Annotated in this window: 16 protein-coding genes; 10 read left to right on the top strand and 6 right to left on the bottom strand. The window is 61.5% G+C overall.

All coding sequences use genetic code 11. The annotated features are described in order from the left end of the window. Positions 1-77 precede the first annotated feature (77 nt). Together AO356_RS02255 and sthA are read left to right on the top strand one after the other, a co-directional pair. On the top strand, positions 78-1,127 hold the full coding sequence (locus tag AO356_RS02255) for an FAD:protein FMN transferase (RefSeq protein ID WP_219739293.1): 1,050 nt from the start codon (positions 78-80) through the stop codon (positions 1,125-1,127). 211 nt (positions 1,128-1,338) lie between these two features. Then, positions 1,339-2,733, top strand: coding sequence for a Si-specific NAD(P)(+) transhydrogenase (gene sthA, locus AO356_RS02250; RefSeq protein WP_003183399.1), 1,395 nt, complete (start codon positions 1,339-1,341; stop codon positions 2,731-2,733). Positions 2,734-2,775: 42 nt separating this feature from the next. On the opposite strand, the gene AO356_RS02245 is transcribed toward sthA, so the two are convergent. Next, complete coding sequence (locus AO356_RS02245) at positions 2,776-3,498, bottom strand: glycerophosphodiester phosphodiesterase (RefSeq protein ID WP_060738400.1); 723 nt, start codon at positions 3,496-3,498, stop codon at positions 2,776-2,778. Beyond that, positions 3,495-4,091 carry a PilZ domain-containing protein gene (locus AO356_RS02240; protein ID WP_060738399.1) on the bottom strand — a complete coding sequence of 199 codons (597 nt, stop codon included), beginning with the start codon at positions 4,089-4,091 and terminating at the stop codon, positions 3,495-3,497. Before AO356_RS02240 ends, AO356_RS02245 begins: the two co-directional genes overlap by 4 nt. Before the next feature lie 94 nt (positions 4,092-4,185). Here AO356_RS02240 and AO356_RS02235 point away from each other — a divergent pair, with 94 nt between their 5' ends. From AO356_RS02235 to AO356_RS02225, 3 genes are all read left to right on the top strand, one after another. Continuing rightward, on the top strand, positions 4,186-5,436 hold the full coding sequence (locus AO356_RS02235) for a lipoprotein-releasing ABC transporter permease subunit (RefSeq protein ID WP_060738398.1): 1,251 nt from the start codon (positions 4,186-4,188) through the stop codon (positions 5,434-5,436). 7 nt (positions 5,437-5,443) lie between these two features. Beyond that, positions 5,444-6,127: a lipoprotein-releasing ABC transporter ATP-binding protein LolD gene (gene lolD / locus AO356_RS02230; RefSeq protein WP_162843734.1), complete on the top strand. Its 684-nt coding sequence runs from the start codon at positions 5,444-5,446 to the stop codon at positions 6,125-6,127. Between the two features lie 63 nt (positions 6,128-6,190). Next, a complete protein-coding gene (locus AO356_RS02225; RefSeq protein ID WP_060738397.1) occupies positions 6,191-7,435 on the top strand; it encodes a lipoprotein-releasing ABC transporter permease subunit in 1,245 nt (414 codons plus the stop codon). 101 nt (positions 7,436-7,536) lie between these two features. Here the strand turns inward: AO356_RS02225 and AO356_RS02220 are convergent, their stop codons facing one another. Next, positions 7,537-8,889 (bottom strand): heavy metal sensor histidine kinase, encoded by a 1,353-nt coding sequence (locus tag AO356_RS02220; RefSeq protein WP_060738396.1) that lies wholly within the window; start codon positions 8,887-8,889, stop codon positions 7,537-7,539. Then, a complete protein-coding gene (locus AO356_RS02215; RefSeq protein ID WP_060738395.1) occupies positions 8,886-9,566 on the bottom strand; it encodes a heavy metal response regulator transcription factor in 681 nt (226 codons plus the stop codon). Before AO356_RS02215 ends, AO356_RS02220 begins: the two co-directional genes overlap by 4 nt. A 152-nt stretch (positions 9,567-9,718) precedes the next feature. On the opposite strand from AO356_RS02215, the gene AO356_RS02210 reads away from it, so the two are divergent. Next, entirely contained in the window at positions 9,719-10,240 is a 522-nt protein-coding gene (locus AO356_RS02210; RefSeq protein WP_060738394.1) for a cupredoxin domain-containing protein, read from the top strand. Positions 10,241-10,301: 61 nt separating this feature from the next. Then, positions 10,302-11,132 (top strand): NADPH-dependent 7-cyano-7-deazaguanine reductase QueF, encoded by an 831-nt coding sequence (gene queF, locus AO356_RS02205; protein ID WP_060738393.1) that lies wholly within the window; start codon positions 10,302-10,304, stop codon positions 11,130-11,132. Positions 11,133-11,316: 184 nt separating this feature from the next. On the opposite strand, the gene AO356_RS02200 is transcribed toward queF, so the two are convergent. Together AO356_RS02200 and AO356_RS02195 are read right to left on the bottom strand one after the other, a co-directional pair. Beyond that, the gene (locus AO356_RS02200) at positions 11,317-11,580 is read right to left on the bottom strand and encodes a DUF4404 family protein (protein ID WP_060738392.1); all 264 of its coding nucleotides are present in this window, start codon (positions 11,578-11,580) and stop codon (positions 11,317-11,319) included. A 109-nt stretch (positions 11,581-11,689) separates the two neighbouring features. Next, a complete protein-coding gene (locus tag AO356_RS02195; protein WP_060738391.1) occupies positions 11,690-12,310 on the bottom strand; it encodes a hypothetical protein in 621 nt (206 codons plus the stop codon). Positions 12,311-12,511: 201 nt separating this feature from the next. On the opposite strand from AO356_RS02195, the gene AO356_RS02190 reads away from it, so the two are divergent. The 3 genes from AO356_RS02190 to rssC all read left to right on the top strand — a co-directional run bounded on the left by AO356_RS02190 (position 12,512) and on the right by rssC (position 15,211). After that, positions 12,512-13,201, top strand: a complete 690-nt coding sequence (locus AO356_RS02190) for a VacJ family lipoprotein (RefSeq protein WP_060738390.1) — start codon at positions 12,512-12,514, stop codon at positions 13,199-13,201. Between the two features lie 346 nt (positions 13,202-13,547). Then, positions 13,548-14,729, top strand: a complete 1,182-nt coding sequence (gene rssB / locus AO356_RS02185; RefSeq protein ID WP_060738389.1) for a two-component system response regulator RssB — start codon at positions 13,548-13,550, stop codon at positions 14,727-14,729. After that, a complete protein-coding gene (rssC, locus tag AO356_RS02180; protein ID WP_025212773.1) occupies positions 14,729-15,211 on the top strand; it encodes an anti-sigma factor antagonist RssC in 483 nt (160 codons plus the stop codon). The genes rssB and rssC overlap by 1 nt, the downstream gene beginning before the upstream one ends. Positions 15,212-15,312: the final 101 nt, after the last annotated feature.

Below are 15,312 nucleotides of genomic sequence, written 5' to 3'. Positions count from 1 at the left end.
TATCGTTCATCGCGAGCAAGCTTTGCTCCCACAGGTGTGCGCCTACAGGTTCGCGCATGCACGCGCTGAAGCTCATAATGGCCGGCGCGGTTTTGAGGGGAGATGAAGATTTGTTAACTGGACGGTGGGGAAAGCTTGTGGTGCTGGCCGGCGTGTTGTCCGGTTGTGGCGGCGGCGACACCCTGGAACGTTTCGACGGCCCGACCATGGGCAGTCATTATTCCATTCAGTACGTCAGGCATTCCGCCGGGCCCGCGCCGAAAACGGTGCAGGTCGAGGTGGAAAGCATCCTTGCCGAAGTGGATCGGCAATTCTCGACTTATCGCAGCGATTCAGACGTTGAGCGCTTCAACGCATTGCCGGCCAACAGTTGTCAGGTCATGCCTGGGCCGGTCCTGGAGTTGATCCGCGTGGGCGAGCAGTTGTCGGTTCAAAGCGATGGGGCCTTTGATCTGACCGTGGAGCCGCTGTTGAACCTGTGGGGCTTCGGGCCCCAGTCCCGGGAAGAGAAAGTGCCGACTGCAGAAGCCTTGGCCTTGGTGCGCCAGCGCGTCGGTCATGGTCATTTGCGTATTGAGGGCGACCGGTTGTGCAAGGATGCCGCGGTTGAAGTCGACTTCAACAGTATCGCCGCCGGTTATGCCGTCGACCGCATCGCCGCCAGGCTCCAGGCCCTGGGCATCGACAGTTACCTCGCTGAAGCCACTGGGGAACTCAAGGCGGTCGGGCGCAAACCCGATGGTTCGGCCTGGCGCATCGCCCTGGAGGAGCCCCGGGATGACCGGCAAGTGGCGGAGCGTGTCATCGAGGTCAACGGCTACGGCGTTTCCACCTCGGGTGACTACCGTCATTATTTCGAACAGGGCGGTCAGCGTTATTCCCACACCTTTGATGCACGTACTGGTGCGCCGGTCCTACATAACCTGGCGTCAGTCACGGTGATTCATCCTTCGGCGCTGATGGCCGATGGACTATCGACGCTGTTGCTGATTCTCGGCCCTGAACGGGGTTGGGACTATGCCCAGAAACAGGGCGTCGGGGTATTTTTCGTATTGCGGGACAATGACCGTTTCGTCGTTCGCACCAATGAAGCATTTGAACGGATGACGGGCGGAAAACCTCAATGATGACAGCGCCCTGAAAGGTCACCTGTGGCGAAATAGCGCAGGCAAAACTAGCCTACGACGCGACCAAGGGGTAATGTGCGCGGCGTTGACGCTTCTATAGACTGTGGCCGGGCTCGTGAACCGGCCCCAAATTGTTCCTTCATGCCGCAGGCCGGCATGATTTAGCCGCCGATGCCTAGTGAGGCGTCGCGGCCTGTTCTGAGGAGTACGCATGGCTGTCTACAACTACGACGTGGTGGTACTGGGTTCCGGCCCGGCGGGGGAAGGCGCGGCAATGAACGCGGCCAAGGCAGGGCGCAAGGTGGCGATGGTCGACAGCCGTCGGCAGGTCGGCGGCAACTGCACCCACTTGGGTACCATCCCGTCCAAGGCCTTGCGTCACTCGGTCCGGCAGATCATGCAGTTCAACACCAACCCGATGTTCCGGGCCATCGGCGAGCCGCGCTGGTTCTCCTTCCCGGACGTGCTCAAGAGCGCCGAGAAGGTGATCTCCAAGCAAGTGGCCTCGCGCACCGGCTACTACGCCCGCAACCGCGTGGACGTGTTCTTCGGCACGGGCAGCTTTGCCGACGAGCAGACGGTCGAAGTGGTCTGCGGCAATGGCGTGGTCGAGAAGCTGGTGGCCAAGCACATCATCATCGCCACCGGTTCGCGCCCCTATCGCCCGGCCGACATCGATTTCAACCATGCGCGGATCTACGATAGCGACACCATCCTGAGCCTGGGTCACACCCCGCGTAAGCTCATCGTCTACGGTGCTGGCGTGATCGGTTGCGAATACGCCTCGATTTTCAGCGGCCTGGGTGTGCTGGTGGAGCTGGTGGATAACCGCGGCCAGTTGCTGAGCTTCCTGGACTCGGAAATCTCCCAGGCCCTGAGCTATCACTTCAGCAACAACAACATCACCGTGCGCCACAACGAAGACTATGACCGGGTCGAAGGCGTCGATAATGGCGTGATCCTGCACCTCAAGTCCGGCAAGAAGATCAAGGCCGACGCCTTGCTCTGGTGCAACGGCCGTACCGGTAACACCGACACCCTGGGCCTGGAAAACATCGGCGTGAAGGTCAACAGCCGCGGCCAGATCGAAGTCGACGAGAACTACCGCACCTGCGTGCCGAACATCTATGGTGCCGGTGACGTGATCGGTTGGCCGAGCCTGGCCAGTGCCGCCCACGACCAGGGCCGTTCGGCCGCCGGCAGCATTGTCGACAACGGCAGCTGGCGTTTCGTCAACGACGTGCCGACCGGCATCTACACCATTCCGGAGATCAGCTCGATCGGCAAGAACGAGCAGGAGCTGACCCAGGCCAAGGTGCCGTACGAGGTGGGCAAGGCGTTCTTCAAGAGCATGGCGCGCGCGCAGATCGCCGGCGAGCCGCAAGGCATGCTGAAGATCCTGTTCCACCGCGAGACCCTGGAAGTGCTGGGCGTGCACTGCTTCGGCTACCAGGCGTCGGAGATCGTGCACATCGGCCAGGCGATCATGAACCAGCCGGGCGAGCTGAACACGCTGAAGTACTTCGTCAACACCACGTTCAACTACCCGACCATGGCCGAAGCCTATCGGGTAGCGGCCTATGACGGGCTCAACCGGCTTTTTTGAGCGGCTCCGGCCGGTGGCCTGAGCCGGCCGGGGAGACCGATTTCAGCCCTTCCCGAGGGTGGCAGTGGCCAAACCGGGAAAGTCTGTAATCAGGCTGTCAGCGCCAAAGTCGGCGAGCCTGCGCATCAGCGCGGGCTCGTTGACGGTCCACACCGACACATGCAGCCCCTGGCGCTGCGCTTTGATCAGGCGTTCCGGCGTGCACAGGGTCCAGTTCAGCGCCAGAATCTCGCAGCCGTAGCTCTGGGCGACCTTCAACGGGTCGAGCCAGGCGTATTCGGCCACCAGTCCGCGGGAGATGTCCGGGGTCAAGTCCAGGGCTGCCTTGAGCACTTCCCGGGAACTGGACGTGATGGTGATCCTGTCCAGCAACCCGAACCGCTGGGCCATTTCGCGGATGCCCAGCACCGTGGCCGCAGCGCGGGTGCGCGAAGCACTCTTGACCTCCAGTTGCCAGTGCTCGAAATCACACGTCTCGAACAGCTCCTCCAGGCGTGGGATCGGGCACGGCTTGATCCAGCCCGGGCCACCCTTGCGCGCATCGTAGGTCACCAGTTCGGCGGCGGAATGTTCCACCACCTTGCCGCGGCGGTCCGTGGTGCGCTTGAGGGTCGGGTCGTGGATGACCATCAACTCGCCGTCCATCGAAAGATGCAGGTCCAGCTCGCAACGGCGTACGCCGTGCTTGAGGCACTCCTGAAAACCGGTCAGGGTGTTTTCCGGCGCTTCGCCCTTGGCGCCGCGGTGGCCATAAATGAGGGTCACGGTTCTTCCTTATTGATACCTGATTCGTTCAGTTCCCGGGCCAGGCGCCGTTCTTGCGCCTGTTTCTGCAGGATGTAGCGGGCCAGCAACTGGCGCTGGGCGTCGGTGGGGCGTTCGAACTCGGTGCCCACGTCGTAGCCGTCGCCCTTGGGGTCGCAGTGGGTGACCCGCGCCCGCAGCAGCAAGCCGAGGGCCTGGGGCATCAGTACCAGCTTGATCGACAAGTGGGCGCCGACGGCGATTGGGGTGGGGTATTGGAAGTCGACGCCGCCTTCGGAAATGATCACCGGCTGTGGCTCGCCGATTTCGCCGAGCACCGTCAGGGCAATGACCTGGCTGAGCAGGTCGATGCGTTTGTTCATCGCCTTGAGGTACGCCGCGACGCTGCGTTCGCGCTCGCTGATCTGGCGCAGCAGGTGCTGTGACTCGAATTCGCTCAGGTGCAGTTCACTGAGCAGGTTGAACAGTGGAGAAGCATCCTGCAACACTTCCTGGCCAGCAGCTTCAGGAATGGAGAGGGGCCGAATTTCCAGTGCGATCGTGTCCTCGATACGGTAGTATTCGCGGCGATCTTCTTCATCTAATGTCGACATGGCGAACCCATGGTAGCGGCGGTGGTCTGAGTGTAAAGCTGGTTTGTGACCCCCGCCACAAGGACGTTCCTTTTCCCTCCGAACAAGCCCCGACATGTTCAGACCTCTCTTCGTATTTATCGGCACGCGTTATACCCGTGCAAAGCGTCGCAATCATTTCGTATCGTTCATTTCCCTGACGTCCATCATCGGACTGGCCCTTGGCGTGGTCGTGATGATCGTCGTGCTCTCGGTGATGAACGGCTTCGACCATGAGATGCGCACCCGCGTGCTGGGCATGGTGCCCCACGCGACCCTCGAAACCGGCGAAGCCATCGGCGACTGGCCGAGCCTGGCCGCCAAGGTCAAGCAGAACCCGCAGGTGCTGGCCGTGGCGCCATTCATCCAGATGCAGGGGTTGCTGACCAACGACGGCAAAGTGTCCAAGGTGTTGCTCAATGGCATCGACCCCGGACTCGAGCGGCAGGTGTCGATCATCGATAACTTCATGCAGCAGGGCAAACTCGACGACCTGGCGCCCGGCAGCTTCGGCATCGTCATCGGCGACAAGGCCGCGGCCAAGCTCGGCGTTGCCATCGGCGACAAGCTGACCTTCGTCGCCCCGGAGGTCACCGTGACCCCGGGCGGCATGTTCCCGCGCATGAAACGCTTTACCGTGGTCGGCATCTTCCATGTCGGCGCCGGCGAGCTGGACGGTTACCTGGGGGTCACCAACCTCCAGGACCTGGCCCGCCTGCATCGCTGGAAACCGGATCAGGTCCAGGGCCTGCGGTTGAAGTTCGATGACCTGTTCCAGGCTCCGCGTGTGGCCTGGACCATCGCCCAGCAGCTTGGCGAAGACCGCTACTACGCCCGGGACTGGACCCGCACCCACGGCAACCTGTACCAGGCGATCCGCATGGAAAAAGCCATGATCGGCCTGCTGCTGTTGCTGATTGTCGCCGTGGCGGCGTTCAACATCATCTCCACGCTGGTGATGGTGGTGAACGACAAGAAGGGCGACATCGCGATCTTGCGCACCCTCGGTGCCACGCCAGGGCAGATCATGCGGATCTTCATGGTCCAGGGCACGGTCATTGGCGTGATCGGTACGTTCGTGGGGGCCCTGGTCGGGATGTTCGCCGCACTGAATGTCAGCGCCGCGATCGCCGCCCTCGAGGGCCTGATCGGGCACAAGTTTCTCAACGCCGACGTGTACTTCATCGACTACCTGCCATCGCAGTTGCAGTCCGATGACGTGTTGATGGTCTGCGGCGCCGCGTTGGTCCTGAGTTTCCTCGCCACCCTGTATCCTGCCTGGCGTGCCGCGCGCACCCAGCCTGCGGAGGCGTTACGTTATGAGTGAGTCGGGCATGAGTGAAAAAGCAATCTTGAGCTGCCGCAACCTGGGCAAATCCTACGAGGAAGGCCCGGAGTCGGTGGTGGTGTTGTCGGGCCTGCAACTGGAACTGCACCCGGGCGAGCGCGTGGCGATTGTCGGTACCTCCGGGTCCGGCAAAAGTACCTTGCTCAACCTGCTGGGCGGCCTGGATACGCCAACCGCCGGCAGCGTCTGGCTGGCCGGCGAAGAACTGTCGGCGCTGAACGAGAAGGCCCGTGGCCTGCTGCGCAACCGTTCCCTGGGTTTCGTCTACCAGTTCCACCATCTGCTGCCCGAGTTCACCGCGCTGGAAAACGTCTGCATGCCGCTGTTGATCGGCCGCACGGCGATTCCCGAGGCCCGTCAGCGCGCCACGGCGTTGCTGGAGCGGGTAGGGCTGGGGCATCGCCTGGAACACAAGCCGGCCGAACTGTCCGGTGGCGAGCGTCAGCGCGTGGCGATTGCCCGGGCCCTGGTCAACAAGCCTGGTCTGGTAATGCTCGATGAGCCGACCGGCAACCTCGACTCCCACACCGCCCAAGGCATCCAGGACTTGATGCTGGAGCTCAGCACCTCGATGCGCACGGCGTTCCTGGTGGTGACCCACGACATGAACCTGGCCCGGCAGATGGACCGCGTCCTGCACTTGCAGGAAGGTTGCCTGACGCCCATCTGACCGACCGAAACCCGACACTTGGAAACAGTGCCGGGTCTTTTATTTTCATACGGTGCCCCGCGAATGTTCAGACCGTTATCGATCTTTATCGGCACGCGCTATACCCGCGCCAAGCGCCGCAATCGCTTTGTTTCGTTCATCTCCATGACCTCGATGATCGGCCTCGCCCTGGGTGTGCTGGCAATGATCGTGGTGTTGTCGGTGATGAACGGCTTCCAGCGCGAGATGAGCTCGCGCATCCTCGGCATGGTGCCCCACGCCACGATCGTCGGTGTGAACCCGATCGACGACTGGCAGCCGGTGGCCGCCGCGGCGCTGAAGAACCCCGAAGTCACCGCCGCCGTGCCGTTTACCGAGATGGAAGGCATGCTGAGCCATAAAGGTTCGATGCAGCCGATCCAGATCAGCGGCATCGATCCGGCCCAGGAAGGCAAGGTGTCCATCGTTGCCCAGCATATCGTCCAGGGGCGTCTCGATGCCTTGAAGCCGGGCGAATACGGTGTGGTCATCGGCGAGATCACGGCCCGGCGTTTCCGTTTGAATGTCGGTGACAAACTGACGTTGATCGTGCCGGAAGTCAGCACCGCGCCGGGGGGCATCACGCCGCGGATGCAGCGCTTGAACGTCGTGGGTGTGTTCAAGGTCGGCGCCGAGCTGGACGGTTCCATGGCCCTGATTCACCTGGCCGACGCCGCGCAGATGCAGCATTGGCAGCCGAACCAGGTGCAAAGCGTGCGCCTGGCGGTGAAAGACTTGTACGCAGCGCCGAAGGTCTCCGGTGAAATCGCCACTGGCCTTGGCGCGGATTACAAGGCTGACGACTGGACTCATACCCAGGGCAGCCTGTTCAGCGCCATGAAAATGGAAAAAACCATGATTGGCTTGCTGTTGCTGATGATTGTCGCGGTGGCGGCGTTCAACATCATCGCCACGCTGATCATGGTGGTGAACGACAAGGGCGCGGACATCGCGATCCTGCGTACCATCGGCGCCACGCCGCGGCAGATCATGGCGATCTTCATGGTCCAGGGCACGGTGATTGGTGTCGTCGGCACGCTCATCGGTGGCGTGCTGGGGGTGATCGCGGCGTTGAACGTCAGTGCGCTGGTGGGCTGGCTGGAACGGGTCAGCGGCCAGCACATCTTCAGTTCCGATGTGTATTTCGTCAGCAACCTGCCGTCGGAGCTGCAGCGTGGCGACGTCGTGCTGATCTGCTCGGCCGGGTTCATCCTGAGCTTCCTCGCCACCGTCTACCCGGCATGGCGCGCGGCGAAGATCGAACCGGCGCAGGCGTTGCGGTATTCCTGATACCCCGTAGGTCTGGATGCTTGCCAGGCTTGTGGCTTTTTTTTGGAGCGCTTCGCGCTCCAGCGGGAGCAAGCTCCCTCGCCACAGGGGTTGTGTCGGGCTTAATCCCCCTTCGGCAATTCGATCAGGAACCGCGTCCAGCCATCGGCCGATTCACAACGGATCTGCCCGCCATGGGCGCGGATGATCGAGCGGGTGATGGCCAGTCCAAGCCCCGCATGTTCGCTGCTGCCTTCCTGGCGAGCCGGGTCGGCGCGGTAGAAGCGGTCGAACAGGCGCGGCAGCAAGTCCGCTGCAATTCCTTCGCCACTGTTCTCCACACTAACGCTCACTCCTTGAGTCGCATCGACAATGTGCACCCGCACTTCGCCGTCAGCGGGGGTGAAGCGCAGGGCGTTGTCCAGCAGGTTGGAGAGCGCCCGGCGCAACATGTTGCGGTCACCCTCTATGCGGCCATCGCCCTCGCGGCTCAGGCGGACGTTGGTGTCTTCGGCCAGCGGCGCGAAGAAGTCCAGCAGCACGTCCACTTCCTCGCCCAACTGCAGCGGTTCGCGATTGAGCGCCAGCAGGCCATGGTCGGCCTTGGCCAGGTACAGCATGTCGTTGACCAGTTGCGCCATCCATTGCAGTTCTTCGAGATTGCTGTGCAACGCCTCGCGGTAATCCTCCAGGGAGCGTTCGCGGGTGAGGGTGACCTGGGTGTGGGTCAGCAGGTTCGACAGCGGCGTGCGCAACTCATGGGCGATGTCGGCAGAGAACGCCGAGAGCCGCTGAAACGCATCGTCGAGGCGTCCGAGCATGGCGTTGATGCTGTGGGCCAATTCCGCCAGTTCGGCGGGCATTTGCTCTTCGGGCAGGCGGGCGTTGAGGGAACGGGCCGAGACGTTGCCGGCGATGGCGCCCATGCGTCGCAACGGCCGCAGGGCCCGCCGGGCGGCCCAGGCACCGAGCAGGGCGGTGGCCAGGGCCGAAAGGCCGACGGTCAGCCAGATCAGCCTTTGCATGCGTTGCAGGAAGTGCTGGTGGTGGGTGATGTCCAGCAACAGGGTCAGTTGCGGTGAATCGGCTCGGTCGGGATACAGCGGTGCATTCAACACCCGGTAATCGTTGTCGGCATCGCTGAGGGTCGACAGGCCGGGCCGCTCCGGCAACTGAGCCGGAATCCGGATCGAGCTGTCGTACCAGCGCACGCCATCGCTGCCCTTGATGCGCAGCGCCAGGTCGGCCTGACGGCTCAGCTCATCTTCCAGTCGGCGCTGGGTCTGCTCGGCGTTGAGGTCTTGCAGGGCGCGGCGCAGGCCGATCAGCTTGCCTTCGAGCAGTTGCTGGTCCAACTCGATGAAGTGTGCCTCGCTGCCACGGCTGAACAGCACGCCGGCAAACAACGACACAACTGCCGTGCAGGCGGCGAACAGCAGCGCCAGGCGGCTGCTCAGCGACCACCGGCCCCTCACAGGCTGCGCTCTTCAAGCACATACCCCATGCCCCGCACGGTGTGGATGAGCTTATTGGGGAACTCATCGTCGATCTTGATGCGCAGGCGCCGGATGGCGACCTCGATGACGTTGGTGTCGCTGTCGAAGTTCATGTCCCAGACCTGGGACGCGATCAGCGATTTGGGCAGCACTTCACCCTGGCGGCGCAGGAGCATTTCCAGCAAGGCGAACTCCTTGGCGGTGAGGTCGATGCGCCGACCGCTGCGTTCGACGCGACGGCGGATCAGGTCCAGGCGCAAGTCGGCCAGTTGCAGGCTGGTTTCCTGTTGCGTCGAACCGCCTCGGCGCAACAGGCTGCGCACCCGCGCCAGCAACTCGGAAAAAGCAAAGGGCTTGACCAGGTAATCATCGGCGCCCAGCTCCAGCCCATGCACCCGTTCCTGTACCGCGTCCCGCGCGGTGAGGAACAGCACCGGGGTATCCAGGCCAGCCCCGCGGACGGCTTGCAGGATCTGCCAGCCATCGCGGCCGGGCAACATCACGTCGAGGATCAGCAAGGCGTATTCACCGCTCAAGGCCAGTTGCTGACCGGTGATGCCGTCGGCCACCAGGTCGGCGTTGAACCCGGCTTCGCCCAGGCCTTGGCGCAGGTATTGGCCGGTTTTGGTTTGGTCTTCGACGATCAGCAGTTTCATGGGCGGCTCAAGGCTGGGTTGGGACAAGGGCGTTATACCGTGGCAGGCGGGCTGGTGGCGCAACCTGACAAAGTTGTAATCGAGCTGTCAGCCGACTGGCAGGGCTGCAGCGATAGAGTTTCCCACACGCTGAATCCGATTGGAGTATGGACATGTTGATGGGAAACCGCTTGATCCTGGCTGCTTGTGCACTGGCCCTCAGTGCGCCGCTGTGGGCATCGCCCGGTCATTTCGATTTTGGCCAGCCCGCGCCGGCGGCCAAGGCCAGTCGCAGCATTGACGTGGTGATGGGCGATATGACGTTCGATCCCGGAGCCCTTGATATCAAGGCCGGCGAGACGGTTCGGTTCGTGCTGATCAATAAGGGCCAGTTGCTCCACGAGTTCAACCTGGGCAACGCGGCCATGCACGCCGACCATCAACAGGAAATGTTCAAGATGCAGCAGAGCGGCCAGTTGATGCCAACCGCGATGAAGCCGGGGATGGATCATGCCGCCATGGGCCACGACCAGGCGAGCATGCGCCACGATGACCCCAACAGCGTGTTGGTGGAGCCGGGCAAGACCGCCGAGCTGACCTGGACCTTCAGCAAGGCCACGCGCTTGGAGTTTGCCTGCAATATTCCCGGTCACTACCAGGCCGGGATGAAGGGCGACCTGACAGTCAGTCAGTAAGCACTCAAAGGCTGCGGCAAAGGCTGATAGAATCCGCTGATTCTTCAGTCAGGTTTCCGTCATGCATCCCGCAGCCGAACATTCGCCGCTGGGCAAATCCAGCGAATACATCGCCACGTACACGCCGTCACTGCTGTTCCCGATCCCGCGCACCGCGAAATGGGCGGAACTGGGCCTGACGGCCGAGACCCTGCCGTACAAGGGCGTGGATTTCTGGAACTGTTTCGAGCTGTCGTGGCTGTTGCCGTCCGGCAAGCCGGTGGTGGCCATCGGTGAATTCGCGATTCCGGCGGATTCGCCGAATATCATCGAGTCCAAATCCTTCAAGCTGTACCTCAACTCCTTGAACCAGACTCCGTTCGCCGACACCGCGAGCCTGGAAGCCACCCTGCGCCAGGACCTGTCGGCTGCGGCCGGCAAGGCGGTGGGTGTGCGAATCCGCAGCCTCAAGGACGTGGAGCGTGAAGGCATCGTGGCGCTGCCCGGTACCTGCATCGACGATCTGGACATCAGCGTCGACTCCTACGCACACCCGCGCCCGGAGCTGCTGCGCTGCGATGCTTCACGCATCGTCGAGCAAAGCCTGCACAGCCACCTGCTCAAATCCAACTGCCCGGTGACCAGCCAGCCAGACTGGGGCAGCGTGGCGGTGGAATATCGCGGCGCTGCCCTGGACCCGGCCAGCCTGCTGGCCTACCTCGTCAGCTTCCGCCAGCATTCCGATTTCCATGAGCAATGCGTGGAACGAATCTTTCTCGACCTGCAGCGCTTGCTCAAACCGGAGAAATTGACGGTGTATGCGCGGTATGTAAGGCGTGGTGGGCTGGACATCAACCCGTATCGCAGTACCGAAGATGTCCAACTGCCGAACCACCGCCTGGTCCGTCAGTAAACTTTTCTTGTGGAGGTGAGCTCTTGTGGGAGCGAGCTTGCTCGCGATGAGGGCAGCACATCCAAGATTGAGGTTGGCTGATACACCGCTATCGCGAGCAAGCTCGCTCCCACAGGGGATGCATTGCAGGCACGTGAAACTAAAAAGCCCTGCTAGATAGCAGGGCTTTTTGCATGCGAAGGGTTCAGATCCCCATGTTGCCCAAGGCTTGCACGATGTTGCGCAAGGTCCCGGCCAGCGTGGGGTGCTCCAGCTCGAAGCGTTCGACAGCCAGGTTCACATTGTCAGCGAGGTTGGTGTCCTGTGTTTGGGTTTCCAGTTCAAGCTCGAATTCGATCTGTTCCATCAGCGCCTGCAGGTCGGCGCGTTCGGCTTCGGACAGGGGTGGATTCTGGTCCAATTGCTCGCGCAGTGTGTTGAGCTGGTCTTGCAATTCGCGGGCAGGCATTGGCGTACTCCCTTTATTGATAGGCACAGCCATGGACCGCGACGCTGCGTCAAAAGTCCATGGCCTGCCTTAAGAGTAATCCACACTGACGCGCCCTGCATGATCCCGGTCAGGGCTTCTCGCCTTTAATGCGGCGCAGGCAGATATCGGCCAGGCAAGTGTCGAGCTCGCCCAAGTGATCGATCACTGAATGCACCCCGAGGCCGAACAATTGCACGGTGGCCTTGGCGCGTTTGTTTTCCCGCGCCTGTTGGCTCAATGCCTGCCACTCGGCGGGCGCCAGGCCACACAAAGAGCCGCAGGATGCCAGTCCGATCGTCCATAAACCTGCATTGAGCCCTGACTGCAACAACCGCGGTTCGCCGCTGACCAGCACGCAGCCGTCCAACTGCTGGACGTTCAGCGCCATCAGCGCTTGCCAGCAGGCATGCGGTGCTGGCCATGGATAATTTGTTGCGGGAAGTTGCGGCGCTTTGATGGACGTGGGCAATGAAGCCGCCAGGCTATGGCTGATGGCGGGAGGCAATTCGTCGAGCCAGGCGCAGGGGATATTCAGATGTTGCAAGCGTTGCAGGCTTTCCAGGGCTCCGGGTGTCGGCTGGGCGTGATCCGCTGGTGCTGCCCCTGGCTGACGAATGCGCGCCCCGAAATCCACCAGGCATCCGCTGAGGCCAAACAGTACGGCGGTCAGGCTGGGGACGGGGAGGGGCAGGGCTTCGGCGCGGGGCATGGGAACGTCCTTGAAATAACCAGCAGCCTAATGGGCTCCGATGACAGTCCGGTGACAGTGAGATGAAGGCTGCCAGTTGCGGAAAAGTCCTACGGCCTGGGTGTTTTTCGGTGCTGCCTATCCACGCGTTCCGTCTTATACTAGCCAGCTTACCGCCTGGGCTCGGCGCCCTTGCCTGAATAATCCAAGGAGTTTTTCCCTATGCGCTGGAGCCATCGTCTAGCTCAGCTGAGTCTTTCCGCTTGTGTCCTGCTGGTTCCGTTCGCCACTCAGGCCGCGACGGAAGAAGATCCTTGGGAAAGCATCAACCGTCCAATCTTCACCTTCAACGACACCGTCGATACCTATGCGCTCAAGCCACTGGCCCAGGGTTATCAATACGTGACGCCGCAGTTCCTCGAAGACGGCATCCACAACATGTTTCGTAACATCGGCGACGTCGGCAACCTGGCCAACAACGTGCTGCAGGCCAAGCCGGCCGCCGCCGGGGTCGACACCGCCCGGTTGATCTTCAACACCACCTTCGGCCTGCTGGGCTTCTTTGACGTGGGCACCCAGATGGGCCTGCAGCGCAGCGATGAAGATTTCGGCCAGACCCTTGGCTACTGGGGCCTGGGCAGTGGTCCGTATGTGATGCTGCCGCTGCTGGGGCCAAGCACCCTGCGTGACGCACCGGCCAAACTGGTCGATGACTACACCGCTCCTTATCGTTATATCGATAACGTCTCGGTGCGTAACTCCATTCACGGCCTGAACATCGTCGATACCCGCGCCAGCCTGTTGTCGGCCGAGAAGATGGTGAGCGGCGACAAATACGTCTTCATCCGCAATGCCTACCTGCAGAACCGCGAATTCAAAGTCAAGGACGGTCAGGTCGAAGACGATTTTTGATTTCGATTTGTAAAACCACAGAAGGCGGCCCAAAAGGCCGCCTTCTGTGGTTTGGCGTCGTGTTTGAGCGGGTTTGATCCTTCCATTGAGTTACGCTTCGCTCGGTTCTTATAACTCTCTGTGCTTTGACAAATAAAGACGGCAAGCGGCTATCTGCATGAGCTTGAAACGCCCCGCGGATGGGAGTACCGTCTGCGCCTTAGAAGGGCACCTCTGATGTAAGGGCGTGTAGGGCAAAGGCCTGAAGCCGGTACGACAGAGAGGCTAGAAAGCGAATCCAGTAGTGCGTGCCAGGCCAGACCGCCCAGCCCGCTACGCCAACCTAATTCTGGCGCCGTTTGCCCACATGCCAAAAACCAGTGCCACGCTGCTGATAATCGATGATGACGAAGTGGTGCGAGCCAGTCTCGCAGCCTACTTGGAAGACAGTGGTTTCAGCGTCCTGCAGGCCAGCAATGGCCAACAGGGTCTTCAGGTATTCGAGCAAGACAAGCCCGACCTGGTCATCTGCGACCTGCGCATGCCGCAGATGGGCGGACTCGAACTCATTCGCCAGGTGACCGAGCTTTCCTCGCAGACCCCGGTGATCGTGGTGTCGGGCGCGGGCGTGATGAACGACGCAGTCGAGGCATTGCGCCTGGGCGCGGCGGATTACCTGATCAAGCCCCTTGAAGACCTCGCGGTGCTCGAGCACTCGGTACGCCGGGCCTTGGACCGTTCGCGGCTGTTGGTGGAAAACCAGCGCTACCGCGAGAAGCTGGAAACCGCCAACCGCGAGCTGGAAGCCAGCCTGAACCTGTTGCAGGAAGACCAGAACGCCGGGCGCCAGGTGCAGATGAACATGCTGCCGGTCAGCCCCTGGACCGTCGACGATTTCCGTTTTGCCCACCAGATCATCCCGTCGTTGTACCTGTCGGGCGATTTCGTGGACTATTTCCGCGTCGATGAGCGGCGAGTGGCGTTCTACCTGGCGGATGTTTCCGGCCATGGCGCGTCCTCGGCCTTCGTGACGGTGCTGTTGAAATTCATGACCACGCGGCTGCTGTTCGAATCCAAGCGCAATGGCACGCTGCCAGAGTTCAAGCCGTCGGAAGTCCTTGGGCATATCAACCGAGGCCTGATCAGTTGTAAGCTGGGCAAACACGTCACAATGGTCGGTGGAGTCATCGACGAGGAGACTGGTTTGTTGACCTATAGCATCGGCGGTCACCTGCCGTTGCCTGTGTTGTATACGCCAGACAGTGTTCGTTACCTGGAGGGGCGTGGTTTGCCGGTGGGCCTGTTCAACGAGGCCACCTACGAAGACCACGTACTGGAATTGCCACCGACATTCAGCCTGACGCTGATGTCTGATGGCATTTTGGACCTTTTGACAGAACCTACACTCAAAGAGAAAGAAGCGGCCTTGCCTGAACGGGTAAGCGCAGCGGGCGGCAGCCTGGAAGGCTTGCGTCAAGTGTTTGGATTAGCCACGCTCGGGGAGATGCCGGATGATATCGCCCTGTTAGTGTTGAGCAGGAACCTTTGATGAGTACCGGTAGAATCCAGTTCGCCGAGCAGGACGGCACCTTCGTCCTGAAGTTTGTCGGTGAAGTGCGCCTGACCCTGTGTTCGGCGCTGGATGCGACTATTGAGCGGATCTTCACCGCGCTGAACTTCAGCGCCATCGTGATCGACCTGACCGAAACCCGCAGCATCGACAGCACCACATTGGGCCTGTTGGCCAAGCTGTCGATCCTGTCGCGGCAAAAGGTCGGCCTGCTGCCGACCGTCGTCACCACCCACAATGACATCACCCGTCTGCTGCAATCGATGGGCTTCGACCAGGTGTTCAACATCGTGGGCGACCCTGTGCCGTGTCCGGAATGCCTGGACGACCTGCCTGACCAGGATCAGTCCGAAGAGGAAGTGCGGATCAAGGTGCTTGAAGCCCACAAGATCCTCATGGGGCTCAACGATTCCAATCGTGAAGCGTTCCATGATCTGGTGAATGCGCTGGAGCGGCCTTGAGCCCTGGGCTTCGTGTAGGCTGCACCGGCTTTATCGCGAGCAAGCTCGCTCCCACAGGTTTTGTGGTGTTCTGACATCCCTTGTGGGAGCGAGCTTGCTCG

It is taken from the genome of Pseudomonas fluorescens, from assembly GCF_001307275.1.
Lineage (GTDB): Bacteria > Pseudomonadota > Gammaproteobacteria > Pseudomonadales > Pseudomonadaceae > Aquipseudomonas > Aquipseudomonas fluorescens_AA.
The sequence above is the reverse complement of the archived record's forward strand: the minus strand, read 5'-3'. Positions and strand labels throughout refer to the sequence as shown.